The organism is Acinetobacter sp. AOR01_HL (assembly GCF_027855455.1).
Lineage (GTDB): Bacteria > Pseudomonadota > Gammaproteobacteria > Pseudomonadales > Moraxellaceae > Acinetobacter > Acinetobacter baumannii.
On record NZ_JAKTIM010000033.1, the window covers coordinates 1 to 21,289 of the forward strand.

General features: G+C 37.5%; 22 protein-coding genes. 13 read left to right on the forward strand and 9 right to left on the reverse strand.

Going from position 1 to position 21,289, the window contains the following annotated elements:
• The first annotated feature begins 50 nt into the window (after positions 1 to 50).
• The 5 genes from MKL62_RS09755 to MKL62_RS09775 all read left to right on the forward strand — a co-directional run bounded on the left by MKL62_RS09755 (position 51) and on the right by MKL62_RS09775 (position 3,186).
• A complete protein-coding gene (locus tag MKL62_RS09755) occupies positions 51 to 560 on the forward strand; it encodes a helix-turn-helix domain-containing protein (protein ID WP_001122273.1) in 510 nt (169 codons plus the stop codon).
• Positions 561 to 592: 32 nt separating this feature from the next.
• On the forward strand, positions 593 to 1,435 hold the full coding sequence (locus MKL62_RS09760; protein WP_223673390.1) for an IS3 family transposase: 843 nt from the start codon (positions 593 to 595) through the stop codon (positions 1,433 to 1,435).
• A gap of 601 nt (positions 1,436 to 2,036) precedes the next feature.
• Positions 2,037 to 2,180, forward strand: a complete 144-nt coding sequence (locus MKL62_RS09765) for a hypothetical protein (protein ID WP_000251637.1) — start codon at positions 2,037 to 2,039, stop codon at positions 2,178 to 2,180.
• 269 nt (positions 2,181 to 2,449) lie between these two features.
• A complete protein-coding gene (locus tag MKL62_RS09770) occupies positions 2,450 to 2,878 on the forward strand; it encodes a hypothetical protein (RefSeq protein WP_001136759.1) in 429 nt (142 codons plus the stop codon).
• An 86-nt stretch (positions 2,879 to 2,964) separates the two neighbouring features.
• A complete protein-coding gene (locus MKL62_RS09775; RefSeq protein WP_000498480.1) occupies positions 2,965 to 3,186 on the forward strand; it encodes a hypothetical protein in 222 nt (73 codons plus the stop codon).
• 84 nt (positions 3,187 to 3,270) lie between these two features.
• Here the strand turns inward: MKL62_RS09775 and surA1 are convergent, their stop codons facing one another.
• The 3 genes from surA1 to MKL62_RS09790 form a co-directional block, all read right to left on the reverse strand.
• Positions 3,271 to 3,588 carry a surface antigen protein 1 gene (gene surA1, locus MKL62_RS09780; RefSeq protein ID WP_000132045.1) on the reverse strand — a complete coding sequence of 106 codons (318 nt, stop codon included), beginning with the start codon at positions 3,586 to 3,588 and terminating at the stop codon, positions 3,271 to 3,273.
• 105 nt (positions 3,589 to 3,693) lie between these two features.
• Positions 3,694 to 3,915: a hypothetical protein gene (locus MKL62_RS09785; protein WP_000108365.1), complete on the reverse strand. Its 222-nt coding sequence runs from the start codon at positions 3,913 to 3,915 to the stop codon at positions 3,694 to 3,696.
• Positions 3,916 to 4,199: 284 nt separating this feature from the next.
• The gene (locus MKL62_RS09790; RefSeq protein WP_000482091.1) at positions 4,200 to 4,679 is read right to left on the reverse strand and encodes a CinA family protein; all 480 of its coding nucleotides are present in this window, start codon (positions 4,677 to 4,679) and stop codon (positions 4,200 to 4,202) included.
• Between the two features lie 315 nt (positions 4,680 to 4,994).
• On the opposite strand from MKL62_RS09790, the gene MKL62_RS09795 reads away from it, so the two are divergent.
• Positions 4,995 to 6,404: an iron-containing redox enzyme family protein gene (locus MKL62_RS09795; RefSeq protein ID WP_001145679.1), complete on the forward strand. Its 1,410-nt coding sequence runs from the start codon at positions 4,995 to 4,997 to the stop codon at positions 6,402 to 6,404.
• A 54-nt stretch (positions 6,405 to 6,458) separates the two neighbouring features.
• Positions 6,459 to 8,603, forward strand: a complete 2,145-nt coding sequence (katE, locus tag MKL62_RS09800; protein WP_098713389.1) for a catalase HPII — start codon at positions 6,459 to 6,461, stop codon at positions 8,601 to 8,603.
• Between the two features lie 55 nt (positions 8,604 to 8,658).
• On the opposite strand, the gene MKL62_RS09805 is transcribed toward katE, so the two are convergent.
• Both MKL62_RS09805 and MKL62_RS09810 read right to left on the reverse strand, forming a co-directional pair.
• A complete protein-coding gene (locus tag MKL62_RS09805; protein ID WP_000432325.1) occupies positions 8,659 to 9,537 on the reverse strand; it encodes an SDR family oxidoreductase in 879 nt (292 codons plus the stop codon).
• 141 nt (positions 9,538 to 9,678) lie between these two features.
• A complete protein-coding gene (locus MKL62_RS09810) occupies positions 9,679 to 10,092 on the reverse strand; it encodes a DUF6367 family protein (RefSeq protein WP_005128906.1) in 414 nt (137 codons plus the stop codon).
• Between the two features lie 484 nt (positions 10,093 to 10,576).
• Between MKL62_RS09810 and MKL62_RS09815 the strand changes: the two genes are divergently transcribed.
• Complete coding sequence (locus tag MKL62_RS09815; protein WP_270899761.1) at positions 10,577 to 11,812, forward strand: KGG domain-containing protein; 1,236 nt, start codon at positions 10,577 to 10,579, stop codon at positions 11,810 to 11,812.
• Positions 11,813 to 11,872: 60 nt separating this feature from the next.
• On the opposite strand, the gene MKL62_RS09820 is transcribed toward MKL62_RS09815, so the two are convergent.
• Positions 11,873 to 12,109, reverse strand: coding sequence for a hypothetical protein (locus MKL62_RS09820; protein WP_000795915.1), 237 nt, complete (start codon positions 12,107 to 12,109; stop codon positions 11,873 to 11,875).
• Positions 12,110 to 12,391: 282 nt separating this feature from the next.
• Here MKL62_RS09820 and MKL62_RS09825 point away from each other — a divergent pair, with 282 nt between their 5' ends.
• Entirely contained in the window at positions 12,392 to 13,003 is a 612-nt protein-coding gene (locus MKL62_RS09825; RefSeq protein WP_001124839.1) for a LexA family protein, read from the forward strand.
• A 70-nt stretch (positions 13,004 to 13,073) separates the two neighbouring features.
• Here the strand turns inward: MKL62_RS09825 and MKL62_RS09830 are convergent, their stop codons facing one another.
• Entirely contained in the window at positions 13,074 to 13,685 is a 612-nt protein-coding gene (locus tag MKL62_RS09830) for a LysE family translocator (RefSeq protein WP_000885227.1), read from the reverse strand.
• 156 nt (positions 13,686 to 13,841) lie between these two features.
• Here MKL62_RS09830 and MKL62_RS09835 point away from each other — a divergent pair, with 156 nt between their 5' ends.
• Positions 13,842 to 14,297 (forward strand): Lrp/AsnC family transcriptional regulator, encoded by a 456-nt coding sequence (locus tag MKL62_RS09835; RefSeq protein WP_000373858.1) that lies wholly within the window; start codon positions 13,842 to 13,844, stop codon positions 14,295 to 14,297.
• Positions 14,298 to 14,353: 56 nt separating this feature from the next.
• On the opposite strand, the gene MKL62_RS09840 is transcribed toward MKL62_RS09835, so the two are convergent.
• On the reverse strand, positions 14,354 to 15,970 hold the full coding sequence (locus MKL62_RS09840; RefSeq protein ID WP_000116432.1) for a purine-cytosine permease family protein: 1,617 nt from the start codon (positions 15,968 to 15,970) through the stop codon (positions 14,354 to 14,356).
• A gap of 195 nt (positions 15,971 to 16,165) precedes the next feature.
• On the opposite strand from MKL62_RS09840, the gene MKL62_RS09845 reads away from it, so the two are divergent.
• From MKL62_RS09845 to MKL62_RS09855, 3 genes are all read left to right on the forward strand, one after another.
• On the forward strand, positions 16,166 to 19,630 hold the full coding sequence (locus MKL62_RS09845; RefSeq protein WP_025470058.1) for a hybrid sensor histidine kinase/response regulator: 3,465 nt from the start codon (positions 16,166 to 16,168) through the stop codon (positions 19,628 to 19,630).
• The gene (locus tag MKL62_RS09850; protein WP_005128901.1) at positions 19,627 to 20,592 is read left to right on the forward strand and encodes a response regulator transcription factor; all 966 of its coding nucleotides are present in this window, start codon (positions 19,627 to 19,629) and stop codon (positions 20,590 to 20,592) included. The genes MKL62_RS09845 and MKL62_RS09850 overlap by 4 nt, the downstream gene beginning before the upstream one ends.
• 143 nt (positions 20,593 to 20,735) lie before the next feature.
• The gene (locus tag MKL62_RS09855; RefSeq protein ID WP_001025680.1) at positions 20,736 to 21,020 is read left to right on the forward strand and encodes a GNAT family N-acetyltransferase; all 285 of its coding nucleotides are present in this window, start codon (positions 20,736 to 20,738) and stop codon (positions 21,018 to 21,020) included.
• A gap of 106 nt (positions 21,021 to 21,126) precedes the next feature.
• Here the strand turns inward: MKL62_RS09855 and MKL62_RS09860 are convergent, their stop codons facing one another.
• The gene (locus MKL62_RS09860; RefSeq protein WP_002017921.1) at positions 21,127 to 21,240 is read right to left on the reverse strand and encodes a hypothetical protein; all 114 of its coding nucleotides are present in this window, start codon (positions 21,238 to 21,240) and stop codon (positions 21,127 to 21,129) included.
• Positions 21,241 to 21,289: the final 49 nt, after the last annotated feature.

Sequence of the window (21,289 nt, forward strand, 5' to 3'; positions counted from 1 at the left end):
CTGAACTGCACCCCATAAGTTAGACTTTTTAAACTTATGAGGTGTGCCCTATGCCAATTCCGAAGCATTCAAAAGAGTTAAAATTAAAAGTCATTCAAGCTTATTTAGATGGAAGTAAAGGATATAAAATCCTTTCACAAGAATTTAATGTTGATCTCCAAACCATCCGCTTATGGATTGAAAACTATAAGGCACAAGGTGAAGATGGCCTGAATGTTAAAACTAAAAAAACCTACTACTCTTCCGAATTTAAAATCAAGGCTGTACAAATGCTTCTTGATAAGATACCGGTAAGAGAAGTTAGAAGACGGTTAAATCTGAGCGGGACGTCAATTTTAAGAAGGTGGCTCGCTCAGTATCATAAAGAAGGGATTGCCGGGTTTAATACTACGAGGATTTATACCAATATGGTTAAACAAGATAAAACCAAAATAACTAAGCCTATAAAAGAAGACAAAGATAAATCTCAACAGGAACTCATTGATGAAGTGACCGCTTTACGAGCGGAGGTTGCCTTTTTAAAAAAGCTAAAAGCCTTAAAACTGAAGCAACGTACTTAAATACACTTTGTACTGCAGACACTGTTCAGGTTATTTCAGAATTAAGGCAAATTTATCCATTAAAACTCTTACTCAGTATTGCAAAGATTGCTCGTAGTACTTATTTCTATCACATGAAAGCTGTACGCTCTAATGACAAATATACTGAGTTAAAACAGCAGATTAAGTCCATATATCACAAGCATAAGGGATGCTATGGCTATCGTAGAATTACTCTTGCCCTGAAAAGTACAGGAATAATAATCAACCATAAATGTGTATATCGCCTTATGAAAACCATGGGAATTAAATCACGTATCAGAGCATTGAAATATCGCTCATATAAAAGTGGTTGTGTCGGGACGGTGGCTGATAACATTATGCAACGGCAATTTAAAGCGAACCATCCCAACCAGAAATGGGCAACTGATGTGACGGAATTTAATGTTAACGGTGAAAAACTTTATTTATCACCAATTATAGATTTGTTTAATGGGGAAATTATTACCTTCCGAATCCAACGTAAACTCAATTATGAGTTAGTGAAAGATATGCTCATTCATGCTTTAGCTAAACTTAAGCGACATGAGAAACCAATTCTCCATTCAGATCAAGGATGGCAATATCAAATGGCTCATTACCAACAGCAATTAAAGCAACATGGTTTAATTCAAAGTATGTCTCGTAAAGGAAATTGCTTAGATAATGCTGTAATAGAAAGCTTCTTTGGAATATTAAAATCGGAATGCTTTCATGGAGAAAAATTTCAATCAATTGATGAATTAGAGAAAACGATACGAGAATACATTCATTATTATAATCATGAGAGAATCAAGGTGAAGCTACAAGGTTTATCCCCTGTACAATATAGAAACCAGTTTATAAAAACTGCTTAACTAACTGTCCAACTTTATGGGGGCAGATCATTCCTCCATCAAAGGCACGAGGGGCGTCACACCAAAAAACGTGTTTTTAGTGCACTTAGGTAGACGGTCTGCTAAAACCGACTGACAAAATTGGTCAGCGCGAGCATCATAAGCTGAGCATTGTGGTGGGTCAATTGCAAAAATAAAAGATTGATTTATATAACTTGATATAAATATTTCACTGTTTTTATTTAGAAAATAGAAAAATTAAAAAATATAATATGAATATAAATAATTTTAATATAAGTCACATCATTATTTTTTAATCTTATATATCAAATATTTATTAATTGTTTATTTGTATAGTATATCAATATCTCTAATTAGGTGTGTTGTTTGGCTAAACTATTTAATAATTCGAATTTTATAACATGACCAGAGTCTCCTAAACATTGCTTGCCAAAAAATAACCAAAATATCAATTGCAAGAAATATAATTTTATTAATCATAATTTTTGGTTTTTACAAAAGCTTGCATAATCTACAAAAGTTAAGAGAACCACTGCGGTAGGCCAACATAAAATAATGTTATTCATAAACCTACATTTTAATATTTATAAAGGTGATTTAAATGGTAAGAATCTTTTGTGCAGTAAGTATGGTGTTGGCAATTGCTATGGGTATGAGTGCTTGCCAAGATCGTAATTCAAGAAATGACGGCATGCATGAAGCAAGTGATCCAGCTACATCTCATGACATGAATAAAAACTCGTAATAGATTAGCTTCTTTCAAAAGCCTACTTTATTAGTAGGCTTTTTTAATCGTTATTTTATATAAAAAATATAATTTAATAATAATGAAATATATAAAAATATAAAATTAATCAAATATTTATTTTGTTTTTACAATTTGGAGAATTTGTTGTTACCGTTTTGTTGCAATCTTAAGTTACCGTTTCAAAAAGTTAATAAAACAAACACAATAGCTTACTTATATTCATCCAAAATTCATTTTAGTAAGAGCGAACTATAAAAGGTAAGGATATGCCCCAATATTTAAAAATAGCTGAGAAAATATATCAAAATGTTAAAGAAAAAAAAGGCTTTACGGATGATCCGATGGAAGATCTTAATAATTTGATGATTGAACTCAGACAAGAAATAAAGGGGACAAAATTAAAGCTTTTATATAATTATATTGATTTTGCCGAAATACTCATTAAACCTTTACAAGAGTCAAAAATTAAATTGGATTTAAGTCTTATTCCTAAAAGTAAAAATACTCAGGAGTTTGTACTTTGGCTTGCTGGTTTTATTGAGCGAATTACCACAGGTGGACAAGAAAAATTACCTCCAATTCGAGCTAAAATTACTTTACCCGCCTATGCCTATGAAGAAACTTACCCTTCGCAGAAAAAGCCTGTAAATAATGGGGAAGAAATAATTGAATATTTTAAGAAAAATCAAAGTTAATTTTGATGAAAGGCCTGACCTGATTATCTAGTCAGGCTTTATTTTTGATAAGACCGTTATGATGAGTAATATTTAAGGTAGTACGTATGTTTGTATATTTTACAGATGGAACTTGCATTAATGATTCTGAGATTTATGGCGTAAAAGCCAAGTATGAGCAAAATAAGTATGTAGTAGAAGTTACTATTAAGCCGACACATGTACTCGCTACAACACCGAGTGTACAATTTAAAAAAGAAGTTTTTGATGATCCAAATTCAGCAAATCAATATCTTAGTCATAATTTTAATATGCCACCATTTTTTTAATGCTCATAACGTTAGGACAATAAAAAAGCCTATTTCCCAGGGCCAATAGGAAATAAGCTTATAGCTATGGACCTTTTGAGGATGTTACATATCATCCCACGCATCTTTAATCGCTTGTTTAGCGTGTTCCCATTTTAGGCGGGACTCAGCTTTTAGCTCTTCCCATTTTTGCTGCAAGCTGCCTTCCATATCTTCAAACTGAGTTCCTTCTTTAGATTCAGAACGAGCTCGATGACCAAGTTCATAAGCTGCAGAGAAATCACGATCATAATCTAGATCTGGTGTAGTTAATTGCGCTTCTTGATAATAAGGTCGAGTAAGATAGCTTTCGCGCCAGCGAGAGTCAGAATAGTTATGATCGCCAGCTACCAATTGAGCATGATCTGTATTTTGATCTGTCATCAGAATTCCCTCATATTTTATTGAATTTTATGCTTATATTTTGATTTAGGAAGGTGAGGTCACCTTCCTAAATGATCGACCGCATCAAAGAACAACTACAAACGATTAACGTTGTTGGTTGTTATTTGAGTTTTGTTGGCCAGAATCTTTTTGATTAGATCCTTGTTGTTGGCCGCGGTTATCATTTTGCTGTTGTTGCTGGTTATTTTGTTGCTGTTGATCGTTTTGCTGTTGGTTACCGTGTTGCTGTTGATTACGGTTGTCATTTTGCTGTTGTTGTTGCTGCTGATTATTGCGTTGATTTGCTTGATTATTAGTAGTGCTCATTTTTAATACCTCATATCAATTATGACGATGTGTTTTATCTGAGAGCTTCAGATAGGGTTATTAAAACATGTAGATTTTAAATGTGTAGGGTAGGGGTGTTACCCTATATTTAACTGTAAACTTAAAATTTATAAATTTTAAATAAATTGCTGATTTTTAATGTATGTAATTTTATGTCATAAACATTATTAATATGAACATTTAAAAAATTACATTTCAGCACATAATATTTAAGAAAGATAATAAATATTTCTAAATGTATATTTGTTAACTTTTATATAAAATTAACGCCTTTTGTCTTCTAATATAATAAGTTTTATATCTTGAGTAACATAGTAAATCAACTTTCTTAGTTTTAAAAAGGCTGGCCCCCTTAAAACACGTCTAAAATTATAAAAATTATTTTTATAATATATTGAGTAAAAGAAAGTACCTACAGGTTTTTCTGGTGTTTCAGAGCCGCCTTTTTTCAAAAGACCTGTGCAGGCAACATACAGGTCAGCATGTAAAAGTTCTTTACCTTTATTAATCATTTCAACAGTTACTTGCATTGATTCTGCAGTATATTTTTCAATAAGCTCTTCTGAAATATGTAAGGTATTTTCCTTTACGCGAAGGTCGTAACTCACAAGGCTTCCAATCAGAATATCACCTGAATAAGGACTTAAAGAGAAACGATAAGCAAGGTAACCCGCAGAGGCGCTTTCAAAAAATGCAATTTTAATTTTTTCCTTTGCTAATAATTCGCAACATTTATTGAACATTTTAATTCTCCCTACAATTGTTTTTAAAATGTTATAAAACTATTTAATTGTTTGCTTTGTTATTTTTTTAATGTTTATAATTTTGATGGTGAAGTTAATGTAAAATTGGATTAAGTTTTGCAAATTTTATATAAAAACAGCAGCTTAAATAATACTAAAAGTTTAAATGTAATTTTGCGTTATTTTATATGTCTATGAATTTTTTAGATTTATTGTATTTACCTTGTTTTTTAATAACGCAAAATAACAAACTTAAAACTCGATTATAGGTAGGGTGACGTATGGTAATTGATATCTCACAAACGGAGAATGAAAATGCCTGTTGTAGTGAAAAAACGATTATTAGACTTATTACAAGATAATCAACAAAATTATTATGAATTGTTTGTTTTTTTCCTTGATCCTGATGTTTCTAGCTTTGAGAAAGAGAAAAAGGCTAGAGATTTTCTTGCTAAAGAGATAGATAAACTAGAGATGAAGGAAATAGATTTTCCTTCGGATATTAATTTGATTAAGGCATGGTGTGAAAACGATAATAAAAAAAATTGTCAGGAATTTCAGGCATATTTAAATCGTAGACAATCTGGTCAAGATAGAGAGTATTTTAAGAACGTCGCTCAGGCATTTGAGTTTTTAATAAAGGTGTCTCCAACCAAAAAAGTAGACGGTGCATGGCTATATAGCTCAGTGCATTATTGGAATGATCCTATTTTTCATGAATTAATTATTACTTATCTCGAAGAGCTTGGGTTAGGTGAGCCAAAAGCAAACCATGTCTGTATCTATGATGACCTTTTACGCAGTCTAGGGCTAGACAGTTTCGATCTGCTTTTAGAAGACGAGTATTATCATCAAGCAGTTGTGCAGCTTGCTCTGGGTTATGCGCCTTCTGAGTTTATTCCCGAGATTGTGGGTTTTAATTTAGGCTATGAGCAGTTACCACTGCATCTTTTAATTTCCAATTATGAGCTTGCTGAATTAGGTATTGATTCTAAATACTTTAATCTTCATATCACTATCGACAATATTGACAATGGCCATGCCTATAAAGCCATTAAAGTTATTGAAGATATTTATAATAAATATAGAGATAAAGAACTCTTCTTGACCAAGCTAAAACGTGGTTTTGCCCTTAATAATCATGGGGTATCTTCTTCAAACATTATAAAAAATTTAAATACTGAAGACTTTGTCCATAGAATTTTCAAAAGAAAGGCGCTTGTCGGTCAGTTAATCCATAACGAAACCAGACAGTTTGGGTGCAAGACCATTAATCAATGGTTATCAAATCCCGATGACATTGCAGGTTTAATCACTCATTTAACTGAACACAAATGGATTAAGTTTAATACCGACCCTGAACAGAGCGTATTCTGGCGAATGATTAATGAAGAAAATGGAAAAATGTTTGGGGTGTTTAACCCTGTAGAGCGCCAAATTATTCATGACTGGATTGCTGGTAGTGATCATTCTTCTAGCTTCTTGGCATACAGCAGAGAACTAAAGAATAGCCAGCGTATTCAGGACTATTTATTTAGTTATATCTCGGATGGCGAACTTGATGCACTACAAGAGCGCGTCCAACAATCAAGTGACCTTGCCATAAAGATTTGCAAACTTACTCCGTTTCTTGCCCCAGATTCTCATCATAAAAGTATTGGTCTTTGGAGTACTCGTAAATACGTAGAACTCCTTTTTCCTTATTTAGGTACGTTTAAAAACTAGTTTTATAAACGTTTTCTACTTCAACCCCAAGTTTAACTTTCAAAAACATAGGTAATGGACATGAACGACAATACTAAATCAACCAATAAAACAAGTGAAATGGCTGGTGCCGATGCAGCAAATAAAGCCAATACTACCCAGAAAACTGAACAGTTAGACACAGTTAGAGATGATGCAACTAATGAAGCTTTAACCACAAATCAGGGGGTTAAAATAGCGGATAACCAAAATAGCTTAAGAGCGGGTATTCGTGGCTCGACTTTATTGGAAGATTTCATTTTAAGAGAAAAAATCACCCACTTTGACCATGAGCGTATACCTGAGCGTATTGTGCATGCGCGTGGTGTAGGGGCACATGGTTATTTTCAGGCATATGAAGGAAACGAACGTTTAACCAAAGCTGGATTCTTGACAGACCCAACTATTCAGACGCCTATTTTTGTACGTTTTTCAACAGTCCAAGGGCCTCGTGGTTCAGCCGATACTGTCCGTGATATTCGCGGTTTTGCCATTAAGTTTTATACCCAAGAAGGTAACTTCGACTTGGTAGGAAATAACGCACCTGTCTTTTTTGTGCAAGACGGGATTAAATTTCCAGACTTTGTACATGCGGTAAAACCTGAACCGGACACAGAAATCCCAACAGGTGCAACTGCGCATGATACTTTCTGGGATTTTGTGTCTTTAGTACCCGAGTCAGCACATGCTGTAATTTGGGCGATGTCAGACCGTGCGATTCCTCGTAACTTACGTTCAATCCAAGGTTTTGGTGTTCATACGTTCCGTTTAATTAATGCTGAAGGTAAATCACATTTTGTGAAATTTCACTGGACACCAAAACAAGGTTTAAGTGCGCTGGTATGGGATGAAGCTCAAAAACTTGCGGGTAAAGACCCGGATTTCCACCGTCGTGATCTTTATGAAGCAATTGAGCACGGTTTTTATCCAGAATGGGAACTCGGCGTGCAGATTGTCGAAGAAGAAGATGAAATGAACTTTGACTTCGATTTGCTGGACCCAACAAAAATTATTCCTGAAGAATTAGTTCCTGTTACGCCAATTGGCCGATTCGTTTTAAATAGAAATGTAGATAACTTCTTTGCTGAAACAGAGCAGGTAGCTTTCTGTCCGGGTCATGTAGTACCTGGTATTGATTTTACAGATGACCCACTTTTACAAGCACGTCTATTTTCATACACAGATACCCAGCTAAGCCGCTTAGGTGGACCAAACTTCCACCAAATTCCGATTAACAAACCTGTGTGTCCATTCCATAACAATCAACGTGATGGTATTCATCAGCATACCATTCATAAAGGACAGGCTGCATATCAACCAAACTCAATTGATGGAAATTGGCCAGTAGAAACACCGCCAGCGGCATCAAATGGTGGTTTTGAAAGTTATCCTGAAAAAATTAGTGGACATAAACTTCGTCAAAGAAGTGAGACGTTCTCTGATTATTTCTCTCAACCGCGACTATATTACAAAAGCCTTGCACCCCATGAACAAAAACATGTAGTCGATGCCTATACTTTTGAATTAAGTAAAGTTCAAAGAAAGCATATTCGTGAGCGTCAAGTTCAACAAATTTTGGCTAATATCGACTTAGATTTGGCACGCCAAGTAGGGGCAAATTTAGGTATTGAAGTGCCTGACTTAACCCTAAACTATAAGAAAACAGCAGTTGAAAAATCTGCCAAGTTATCTTTTTTAGCTTTCCCACCTGAAGATATTCAAGGTAGAAAAGTTGCCGTACTTATCCATAACATGGTGAAGTCTGATGCATTAGAAGCTATTAAAAACTGGGCAATTAAAGAAGGCGTAATCCTTCACTTACTAGCACCGAGCTTGGCTCCAGTCAAAGATCATAAAGATAACGTTATTGTGGCTGATGGCATGCAAATGTCTGAGCCTTCAATTGCCTATGATGCGGTAATTATTCCGGATGGCGATAACCTAAATACGGTTATGCAAGATGGGGTAGCTCGCCATTACTTACTCGAAGCTTATAAGCACTTAAAGCCAATCGTATTTTTAGGTAATAAATCTGATTTGCTTGAACCATTAGGTTTAGTGGCGGATGAAGGAACTTTAATTGAAGATGAGTTCCAGCATGTTGCGGAAAAATTTAAGAACCTGATTAAAGCACACCGTGTTTGGTCACGAGAACAAATAGCCGCACATGTACCAGCTTAAATAAAAAAAGCCCTGAAAGTTTAAACGCTTTCAGGGCTTTTTCTAAATTATGTTATTAGCCATTAACAATTTGACCCCCATTTACATGAATAACCTGACCAGTAATATAACTTGCATCATCTGAGGCAAGGAAAAGATAAGCAGGGGCGACTTCACTTGGCTGACCCATTCTACCCATTGGGGTATCTTTACCAAACTTTTCGACAGTCTCGGCATCGAAACTACTTGGAATAAGGGGAGTCCAGATTGGGCCTGGTGCAACACCATTTACACGAATACCTTTTTTCTGCTTCATTAAATTGTTCGATAGACTACGAGTAAAAGAGGTAATTGCACCTTTAGTACTTGCATAGTCAATCAACTCATCATGACCTTGGTAACTGGTAATACTGGTGGTGTTAATAATGCTATCGCCTTCCTCCATATAAGGAATGGCTTCTTTGGTTAAATAAAACATGGCAAAAATATTTGTTTTAAATGTTTTTTCTAATTGTTCATTACTAATACTTTCAATTTCTTTTTGTTGATATTGCACACCCGCATTATTCACTAAAATATTAATTTTTCCAAAATGCTGTAAAACCTTATCAATATTTTGTTTTGCAAGGTCTGGATCGGAAATATCACCTTTCAATAAAAGACATTGTTGTCCTTCCTTTTCAATAAGCTGTTTAGTAATTTCGGCATCTTGGTCTTCTTCAAGGTACAGTACAGCAATATCGGCACCTTCACGGGCAAATAGTACGGCAACTGAACGGCCTATACCGCTATCACCACCGCTAATGACGGCAACTTTGCCTTTTAGTTTTTCACTGCCCTTATGGGATGCTTTAATAATTTCTGGTTCAGGATGCATTTTCTCCTGATCACCTGGCTGATGAGGTTGAACTTGTGCAGGAACTTCTGATGGATACTGATTCGTTGTATTTTCCATGTCTAGACTACCTCTATTTAATTTTCAGTCCCTCTATATTGGTTAATCTGCACGTGAATATGAGTAAATAGTCTTTTTTAAAAAGTTGTCTTTGTTATTTTATATATAAGGATGTAAAAAAATATAACATATCAAGTTAGGTTAGATAATATCCAATAACTTAACCTTGTTTTTATCAATCATACTTTCAACAATTGATCGATTACCTGTATCATTTAGCCAACTTTCTATAGGTATATAATTAGACAAATCTAAAATTTCTTTTATTACTGTTTCAGCTTCGACTATATTTTTTAAGTCATCTTTATTTTTATTGTTTTTAACAACTATATTATCTAGTAATTTTTTTATATCTTCCGTTTCAATATTTTTTGATTTAATAATATACAAGTCTCTCTGAAAAGGATGACTTGCGTGAGGTGGGTCTAATCTATAGCTCCATTCTTGGTTATAATCTTGCCAAGAATTTTTTATTTCAATATTACTGAGTAAAATTTCAGGTACAGAAATATGAATATATTGTAGCGTTGAGTGTGTATGAGTAGGTTGCATCATTCTTTTCTCACAAATATTATATGTTAATTTTAAATCTTGATTTTAATCACTCAAGTAAAGTTTTTATGCAAAAGTAATGGTTTATGTTATTGTTTTTAAATAATTTTAATTATATTTTAGGTTTGTTTCTTCAATAGTGAAGATGTTTTTGTTTTTTATTGATTTGTACGTTATGAAAGTTTGTGTTATTTAGCCTGAATTTTTAAATGCATTTGTAAAAATATATTGTTATGTAGGATTGAGTAATAATAAGTATGGTGAGTATTTAAAAAGTAAAATTAGCTAATAATTTATAAATATTTTAACTAAGAAAATCTTTATTTAAATAATGAAGTTAGAGTTTTTGTTTGAAATTTAAATTATATACATTTAAAAAGATTGAAACATAGCATGGGTATAAAAATATTTTAAATCTCTTATCTTAAATTTATCCGTTCAATAAAAGCGGTAGCGACTTATAATTTTAATATAGGAAGATATAACTATGGCTAATACTAGATATGAAGATGATAACAATAGTTCAGGTACTTCAAATCGTGGATTTGCAAGTATGGATCCTGAAAGAGTCAGAGAAATAGCCAGTAAAGGTGGGCGAGCTGCACATGCCAGTGGCAATGCGCATGAATTTACTTCAGAAGAAGCTCGTGAAGCTGGCCGTGCTGCACATGCCAGTGGTAACGCACATGAATTTACCTCAGAAGAGGCTCGTGAAGCTGGTGCTTTAAGTCATAAAAACGATGATCGTAATGGTCGTGGTCGCAGCCGTTATGATGACGACGAAGATGATGACCGTGGCCGTTCAAGCGGTCGAGGCCGTGGCCGCAGTCGTTATGATGATGACGACGAAGATGATGATCGCGGTCGCTCAGGTGGCCGAGGCCGTGGTCGCAGTCGTGATGACGACGATGAAGAAGATGATCGCGGTTGTTCAGGCGGTCGAGGCCGTGGTCGAAGTCGTGATGACGACGATGAAGATGATGATCGCGGTCGTTCGGGCGGTCGAGGTCGTGGTCGCAGCCGCCGTGATGATGACGATGAAGATGATGATCGCGGTCGTTCGGGCGGTCGAGGTCGTGGCCGCAGCCGCCGTGATGACGACGATGAAGATGATGATCGCGGTCGCTCAGGTGGCCGAGGTCGTGGTCGCAGCCGTTATGATGACGACGATGAAGATGATGATCGCGGTCGTTCGGGCGGTCGTGGTCGTGGTCGCAGCCGTCGTGACGATGACGACGAAGATGATGATCGTGGCCGTTCAGGTGGCCGAGGCCGTGGTCGCAGCCGTTATGATGACGACGATGAAGATGATGATCGCGGTCGTTCAGGCGGTCGAGGTCGTGGTCGCAGCCGTCGTGACGATGATGACGAAGATGATGATCGCGGTCGCTCAGGTGGCCGAGGCCGTGGTCGCAGTCGTTATGATGACGACGATGAAGATGATGATCGAGGTCGCTCAGGTGGCCGAGGCCGTGGTCGCAGCCGTCGTGATGATGATGACGAAGATGATGACCGTGGCCGTTCAGGTGGCCGAGGCCGTGGTCGCAGCCGTTATGATGATGACGATGAAGATGATGACCGTGGTCGTTCAAGTGGCCGAGGCCGTGGTCGCAGCCGTCGTGATGACGATGACGACGATGATGACCGCCGTGGCCGTTCAGATGGTCGTGGTCAGAACTCTCGTAATCAAAAACGCGATGCTTATGGACGCTTTACGTCTTAAGCAAACAGTTTTTGAGAATAAAGGAGGCATTATGCCTCCTTTATTTTTATTATTTTAAACTTATGAATGGGTAAGGGGATGTAAGCCTTTTACGATATCTGTGAATTCTGAGCCATTTAACCAAAATGATTTCTTTAAAAATAGTGTCGTCATAATACTTTCGGCTGCTTCACTTTCCGGATTTTCACAGAAAATTCCATAGCTTTCGCCTAATACCGCATCATTTTCAATAAGACGGATATAGTAGGCATGTTGTTCATCTGCATAACCTAAAACTGCATCACGTTGATTTTTCATTTCGCATGTCTCCATACCAAAAACTGAATCTAACTCATATTTAAGTGTTCAGAATTTCATTGATAAAAATCAAAACAGTCAGTAATAAGGACTATTTCACAATAGGTTTTGATTCTCTTCAACTTACCATTTCCGTTTTAACATCCCTGTTAAAAGCAAAATGGATTAAAATCTGATCATGAAATTTATTGTTATGCAAAAAAAATATTTCGTCAACTTGAAAATGTAACTTTTTCAAGTTACATTGTCTGTGTAGGATTTGAACGGTGAAATGGAGGCGATATGCCAAAGAAGAAAGAATTCGAGCATGGCGGTGCACGGGAAAACGCCGGCCGTAAAGCACAGTTCAATGAACCCACTAAAGTGATTCGTGTTCCTGAATCTCAAGTCAACTTTATCAAAAATTGGTTACTGAATAATGTCAAAACCGATAACCAGACAGATTTCACTTCAAAACTAAAAATACAGCAGGTGCATCCGAACAACGATAAAATTTACCATATTCCTTTGGCGACAGAACGTGTTGCTGCGGGTTTCCCATCACCAGCGCAAGACGATATTGAGCAAGCACTCGATTTAAATGAATATTTAATTAGAAATGAAAATGCCACGTTTATTGTGAAAGCCAATTCGTTGTCTATGTTAGATGCCGGAATTGATATTGATGATCCGCTTATTGTGGACCGTAGTATTCCTGCTAAATCGGGCGATATCGTGATTGCACTTATCGACAATGATTTTACTGTTAAGCGCTTAATGATTGATACCCAATTTCAACCCCCTAAAGTGTGGCTAAAAGCAGAAAATCCTGATTATCAGAATATTTATATTGAAGAGGGGCAAGAACTGGTTATTTGGGGAGTCGTGACGTATAACCTCAAACGAATGAGATAATTTTTTCTTATATTTATTATTTAAGTTACTGACCTGAAATCGAGGCCAGTAACTTTTTGCTGAATGACTTTTAAATTTGCCCAATCAATAAGCACGTTGCGATAACGACCATTAAACCACCTGAAAAACGGCCGACTAACTGTGCTGCTTGTGGTCTGGTTTTCAAAATAGCCTCTGAACCATAACCCACCATTAAGTAAATAATTGCACAGCTAATCATGTGGACAACACCAAAGGCAAGAATTTGTGTCGTCACTGACCATGAAGCAGTGGTGTCAATAAATTGAGGAAGCAGGGCTAAAAAGAGCAAAAAAACTTTCGGGTTTAAGCCACTTACGTAAACGCCTTTGGTTGCCCAGCTCAACCATGACTGAGCCTTTTCAGAACCAGACTGATTCGGAGTAGGAGGGGTAATGAGTAAATTTATTCCCATCCATAATAAATAGGCAGAACCCGCAACAGTAAGAATCATAAGCGCAGTTGGGTTATTTGCTACAAGCAGACCAACACCAGCTGCTACCAATAAAATCGTAATAAAGTGCCCAAATAGCATACCTGCAACAGCGGGTACGACAACTTTACCCTTAATACCTGCGGAAATAGCGTAGGCCCAGTCTGCCCCTGGCGTAATAATAAAAAGAATGGAGACACTCCAAAATGCAATAAAAATGTTAAAAGCCATATGCTTATCTCGGCAAACAATTTTCCAAAGGTTTCGCCCGTGGTTTAGAAAAAATCCCTATTTATTCGAGCTTGTTGAAAATAATATGCTCATGTATTTAGAATGTGCTTTTAAATGTTTGCTCATATCACATACATTTGGGGTAAATTTTTCTAAATGGATCGCATAGATAAAAAGATTCTTGCTGAATTGCAATTAAATGGCCGATTATCTATCACTGAGTTGGCAGAAAAAGTTGGTTTGAGCATTTCACCTTGTCATAGACGAGTGAAGGCTTTAGAAGAGTCAGGAGCTATCAAAGGCTATCGGGCAGAGCTCGACCCAAACTTAGTCGGTTTTGAGTTTTCAGCAATTGTTTTTATTACGCTTAAAGAAGGCGATAAACAGGCGGTTGAGAAGTTTGAAAATGCCGTGATTGAGATTCCGCAAATTATTCAGGCGCAGCGTTTGTTTGGTGAACCTGACTATTTACTCCATGTTGTCGCTAAAGATTTACCGGCTTTTCAGCGTTTGTACGATGAAAAACTATCTGCTATTCCAAGTGTGCAGCGGCTCATCTCAACCATTGTGATGAAAGATGTGGTGCCTGAGCGTTTATTTCCGATTGGCTAAATCATCAGATGTAAAAAAGAAGCTTTAAAGCTTCTTTTTTTAATTGGTAAAGGGGGCTAAGCATCGAGTGTTTTACACAAAGAACAAATTGTACCGTTATGTTTGTGAGAGAACATAATATCTGGACGCTCATAGCCTTGCTCACATACGCGGCAGTGATAAACAGTTGCTACTGGTGTACCTTCAGCATCGTAACGTGGTTCTTTAACGCCGTCATCGTGTGACTTGATGTAGTATTTTCCTTTGGTTAATAGGCCCATGATTGGTGTTAATACAAAGGCAAGTACAAGTGCAATAATTGGAGAGTAAGGCGCTAGGAAACTACCCAATAATCCGAAGAATGCTGCAATCGATAAACCTGCTGATACAAGGAAAGCAACCATACCGACAGGGTTTACGTTGTAGAGCATGTCACGGCGGTATTCCGGTTCTTTTGGTGAAAGTTTTAAAACATATTTGTTGATTGAAATGTCTGTTGCGACAACCACAACCCATGCAATTGCAAAGTTTGAATAGAATCCTAAGATTTTACCCAGTACCGCAAACATGTTGCCTTCCATCAAAGCAAGCGCAATTGCCAAGTTTACGATCACAAAGACAATACGCCCCGGATAATGTTTGCTAATACGAGTGTAGGCACTTGTCCATGCGAGGGAACCAGAGTAAGCATTGGTCACATTAATTTTAATTTGAGAAATAACCACCAAAATAACCGCAAGTGTTAAAGCCGCCCAGCCCGGAAGCATGTCATGAAACGCCGCATTAAACTGTTGAACAGGTTCAGTGCTGTTTACGCCCGGTATTTTAGTGAGTAAATAGAAACCTAAAAATGCCCCAATAATTTGTTTAATCGCCCCTAAAATCACCCAGCCCGGACCCGCTGAAATAACCGCTGCCCACCATGCTTTGCTATTTTCTTTTGTTTTTGCAGGCATGAAGCGTAGGTAGTCAATTTGCTCACCGATTTGCATGATGAGGGATAAGCATATACCCGCACCAAGCATGATCGCTGCCATATCTACAGGAGCAAAACCTTCATGACCTGTAAACGTTGCAAACTGGCTAACTAAGGTAGGTTCTTGGTAAATCAGATAGGCCACCGGACCAATCATCAGAACGAGCCAAAGTGGGGTAGTCCAGACTTGTAATTTACTTAAAGCTTTCATGCCGTAAATGACGAGTGGAATGACCATAACGGTTGAGATGAGGTAACCTGCCCAAAGCGGAATGCCTAAACCGAGCAATAACCCTTGCGCCATGATTGAACCTTCAAGGGCAAAGAAAATAAAGGTGAAACTGGCGAAAATGATACTGGTTAGAACCGAACCGATATAACCAAAACCTGCACCGCGGGTAATCAAGTCAAGGTCGATGTTGTAGCGAGCTGCGTAGTAGGCTAAAGGAATGCCGGTTAAGAAGATAATAATCGCTGCAAATAAAATGGAGAAAACAGCATTGGTTGTTCCATAAGACATACCAATACTGGCACCAATAGAAAAGTCAGCAAGATAGGCAATACCACCAAGTGCAGTAATAGCAACAACTTTGGGACTCCAGCGCCGAAAGCTGTGTGGAGCATAACGTAAAGTATAATCTTCTAAGGTTTCATTCACTGCTTTTTGTGAATCTGTACCTTGCACAGTGTCCAGATTTGGATGTTCAGATACACTCATAACATCAATCTCCCAATCATTTTCGGTCAATCAACACAAATATTGATCATTGTTTTTTGATGGTTTTGAGTGTGTGATTTTTGGGAAAAATTGAAAATACGTTATTTTGCGTATATGTGCGTATTAGAAAAAATCGCCATGATAAATGACTTTTGGCATAAGGATTGCTGGGTTTAATGCAGCCACATGCCAAACATGAGTGTTATGCCAGATTCTTCACGCCCCCAACAAGCGCCACAACGTGTGATCAAAACACGCCGTGAATATAATATTTGGGTGGCAGATGAAAGTATCGAAGATTATGCGCTTCGCTACGCACCCACCTCAGTAAGAAAATGGTCGCCTTGGACGGTAACTAATACCGCAATCTCGACAGTTAGCTTTTTAGCGATGGAAGCCATTGGGGCGACCATGCTTTGGCAGTATGGCTTTAGCAATGCAGTATGGGCAGCAATTGTCGTATGTACCATCATATTTTTGACCAGTTGGCCGATTAGTTATTACGCCGCAAAATATAATGTAGACGTTGATTTGCTTACTCGTGGTGCAGGTTTTGGCTACATTGGCTCGACCATTACATCTCTGATTTATGCCAGCTTTACCTTTATTTTGCTTGCGTTTGAAGCCGCAATTATGGCAATGGCACTTGATCTGGCTTTAGGCATTCCGCAAGTTATTGGTTACTTAATTTCTGCCTTAGTGATTTTGCCTTTAGTGGTCAAAGGCATTGGTTTTATTAATAAAGTTCAGGCAATCACTCAGCCAATCTGGCTTTTATTGCTGTTATTACCGTGGTTTTTTGTACTTTGGAAACAACCACAAATTTTAAGTAGTAGCCTGCATTTTGTTGGGGCAGTTTCAAACTCAACTGACTTTAATCTGTATTACTTTGGTGCGGCGTGCACTCTTATTTTTTCATTTGTGATCCAAATTGGTGAGCAAGCTGACTATCTACGCTTTTTACCACAAAAAGAACAGAACAGAACCGCGTGGCGTTTTGCCGTTTTTTTAGGTGGTCCATCTTGGATTATTTTTGGATTTTTAAAAGTTTTGATGGGCATGCTGCTGATGGTGTTGGCTTTTCAGCTGTTTATTCCTGTCTCTGAACTAGACAATCCGACTTATTTATATTGGGTTGCTTATCAGCAGTTTATTCCAAATCCTCAGCTAGCGTTAATATTGACTCTAGCACTGGTTTGCTTGGCGCAAATTAAAATTAATATGACCAATGCCTACGCTGGTTCATTGGCATGGTCTAACTTCTTTGCGCGCTTAACTCATAGCCATCCGGGACGAATTGTCTGGCTTCTTTTTAACGTGTTTATTGCCATTGTTTTGATGGAAATGGGCATTAGCCATGCGGTTGAACGCATTTTGGGGCTATATAGCAATATCGCTTTGGCATGGATTGGTGCCGTTGTTGCCGATTTAATTATCTGTAAACCTTTAGGTTTAAGCCCGAAAGAAATTGAATTTCGTCGTGCTTACTTATATGACATCAACCCCGTAGGCGTGGGCGCTTTACTGATTGCTTCAGTGTTATCGATGCTGAGCTATTTGGGCTTTTTCGGATTGATGGCGAAAGGTTTAGCAAGTTTCATTGCTTTGGGGAGTGCGGTTTTATGCGTTCCTATTATTGCTTACCTAACCAAAGGCAAATATTACATTGCACGCCAGCCTGAAAAAATTCAGGCGACGTCGGTTGCTAACTGTGTGGTATGTGAACGGGATTATGAGCTTGCTGATATGGCGGGCTGCCCAGCCTATAACGGTACGATTTGCTCTCTATGCTGTTCACTTGAAGCCCGTTGTCACGATTTATGTAAACCCGATGCACGTTGGTCAGTTCAGCTCAAAAAAGCCATCTGGCACTATTTACCAGAGCGTTGGGCTAGCCGTTTAAATAGCAGGGTCAGTTTATATTTATTGCTGACTTTAGGGCTGTCGATTGTTTTGGCAGTGAGTTTAAGTCTGGTTTATATCCAAGAAAAAACCTATTTAGAAACCATTAATGCGGCAGCCGTTCCTCAGTTATTCACGCTGTTTGTAAAAATTTACACCATTTTATTTTTATTGATGAGTGTTGCAGCATGGTGGTTAGTGTTAAACGATGAAAGTCGTCGTAATGCCGAAATCGAAACGCATCAACAAACAGCATTATTGATTGATGAAATTGCTGCCCATGAAGTCACTTCAAAAGACTTACAAGATGCCAGAATAGCAGCAGAACGGGCCAATGACGCAAAAAGCCGTTATGTCATTGGCATTAGCCACGAACTACGGACACCCCTAAATAGTATTTTGGGCTATAGCCAATTGCTTCAAAAACAAGAACAACTCTCTGAACAAGGCAAAATGGCACTCGGGGTGATTAGCCGTAGTGGGCAGCATTTGACTTCACTCATTGACGGTTTACTAGATTTAGCACGCATTGAAACGGGCAAAATTTCTTTAAATGTAGTAGATGTTCATTTCCCTAATTTTATAGAACAGATTATTCAAATGTTTCAGACACAGTTTGAACAGAAGAATTTACAGTTTGTTTATGAAATTGGAGAAAACCTACCGCACTACGTTCGTACCGACAAAAAACGCTTAGAGCAAGTGCTCATCAATTTACTGGGCAATGCTTTAAAGTTTACGACAAGCGGCACAATTACTTTAAAAGTCGAATACCGTTTTCAAACGGCTTATTTTGAAATTAGAGATACGGGTTGTGGTATTGCCGAGGCAGATTTAGAGCGAATCTTTAACCCGTTTGAACGGGGCAGTAATGTGGTTCAAGGCGGATTTACCGGAACAGGACTTGGGCTTCCAATTGTAAAATTATTAGTCGATTTACTTGGTGGCCAGCTATCTGTGACTAGTCAGCTCAATCAGGGTTCACAATTTAAGATTAAGTTTTACTTACCTTCAAAAGAAGTGGTTCATCCGATTTCTAATGTTTACTCCAACCAAATTACGGGTTATCAAGGCGAACGAAAACGAATTTTGGTTGTCGATAATGAAGCGGTAGACCGAGGTTTAGTTGCTAATTTTCTCAAACCTTTGGGATTTATGATTGAAGAAGCCGAGTCGGGCATTGATTGTTTAAGACGTGTACCTATTTTTCAGCCGAACCTGATTTTGATGGATTTAAATATGCCTTTGATGGGCGGGTGGGAAACAGCACGATTATTGCGTCAGAATAATATTACTAATGTGCCGATCTTAATTATTTCAGCCAATGCAGGAGAGCGCGAAGTCAATCCACAAGATGCCGTCTTAAGTGAAGACTTTATGCTAAAACCAATCGATCTCAATTTATTGCTGAGTAAAATTGGAGACAAGTTGGGCTTGGTGTGGATTGATTCCAAATCAGAGACACTCCTTGAAAATAATGAAGTTCAAACACTCGATTTAAATATATATAAGCAAGAGCAAGCTGCTGTTCATACACCAGTCAAACAACTGGAAAATAATGATCTGCTTGATTTACCGCAAAGCTTGCAACAGTTAAATGATTTAATTGGACAGGGTTATATTCGAGGAATTCAACAGACTTTAATGCAATGCCGTCAAAATTTTCCGGAGCATAATGAGTTATGGGAACAGCTTGAACAGGCTATTCAAAAGTTTGATTTAAAACACGCGCAACGATTGATTCAGGATAAGCAATGAGTACGCAACATGTTTCTTTTCAGCAAGCTTCGCCAAACGAGCAGGCTGTTATTCTGATTGTAGATGATGTGCCGGAAAATTTAGGCTTGCTACATGAAAGTCTGGATCAGGCAGGTTATCGCGTGCTTGTCACAACCGATGGGTTAAGTGCAATTGAAATTGCACACCGATGCTTACCGGATATGATTTTGCTTGATGGCAATATGCCGCATATGGACGGTTTTGAAAGTTGCATACAGCTTAAAGCGAGTCCAATTACGCAGTTTATTCCCGTTATTTTTATGACAGGTTTGTCTGAGACAGAGCATATTGTGCGTGGTTTTCAGGTCGGCGGGGTGGACTACGTAACTAAGCCACTGAATATTGAAGAAGTATTAGCAAGAGTAAAAACACATTTGGCACATGCCAAACTATTGCAACAACAGAAACAGGTGATTGATGCAACGGAAACAGCCATTCTTGCGCTAGATGTTCACGGTAAAATTGTGTGGAAAACCCAAAAAGCTAGTGATCTACTAAATCAATATTTACCTGAATTAGAAGGTTTTGAAGCAGGCTTAAAAGCTTGGTTTTCAGACTTAGAGCATGAAAAAGACCCTAAAAAATTAACCAGCTGTTCTTATTCAACACCATCTCAGCAATTACAGCTTTTATTGCTTACACCGTGGGAAACTGAACCAAGTGTGGCAAAAAATTATCTGATACAGATCAAGATCAAGACAACTACGCCAGCTTTGGAAATGGCTGATATTTTAAAATATTGCCCGCAGTTGACTCAACGTGAGGCAGAAGTCATGCACTGGTTGTTGTTAGGGAAAACCAATAAGGATATTGCAGAAATTTTGGAGCTGAGTCCACGGACAGTGAATAAACATTTAGAGCATGTTTTTGAAAAACTTTGCGTTGAAAACCGAACTGCTGCGGTGGCGCACATTAATAGTCTGGTACAAGAGTTTCATTAATTTAAGTGAAGATTGTATTTAAAAAGCATACAGACTCACTGCTAAAAATAGGCTATTTTTTTACAGTTAAATTTGTTCTTATAGATAAAGATTATACAAAGTCATTTTTAAATAAATACGATTTGTAATATGAGGAATTCATTGTGAATATTCAACAAAAAGATGATACAAAACACGGCAGCTTTAGCTTACTTGATGGTGAAACCGTTGCAGGCGAAATGACTTATACATGGGCAGGCGAAAGCATGCTAATTATTGATGCCACAGATGTAAACGAAAATTATCGTGGACAAGGCGTAGGTCGCCAATTACTTGATGCTTTGGTTGCCTTTGTTCGTGAAAAAGACGTAAAAGTAATTCCGCTTTGCCCATATGCTAAATCGGTTTTTGATAAAGACCCAAGTATTGGTGATGTACTTAGAAAATAAGCAATAGATTAAAAATCATTTAATAAAAATCGGGCCTTGGTGTCCGATTTTTTATTGGCTTTATTATTCATCTTTGTTTTAGTGAATATGTTTTAAGCAGTTGTATTCAACTGATTTGAAGGTTTTCGATTGCCAAATCGAATTTATCAAACTTATAGAAAAGCTTATCTAATAAAAATAGTTTTAGACCAATTGGGAAAAAAATAAACTTGTTACACAAATATTTAATGGCTGACGAAAGCTAAATATTTATAACGTTTTAATATTAT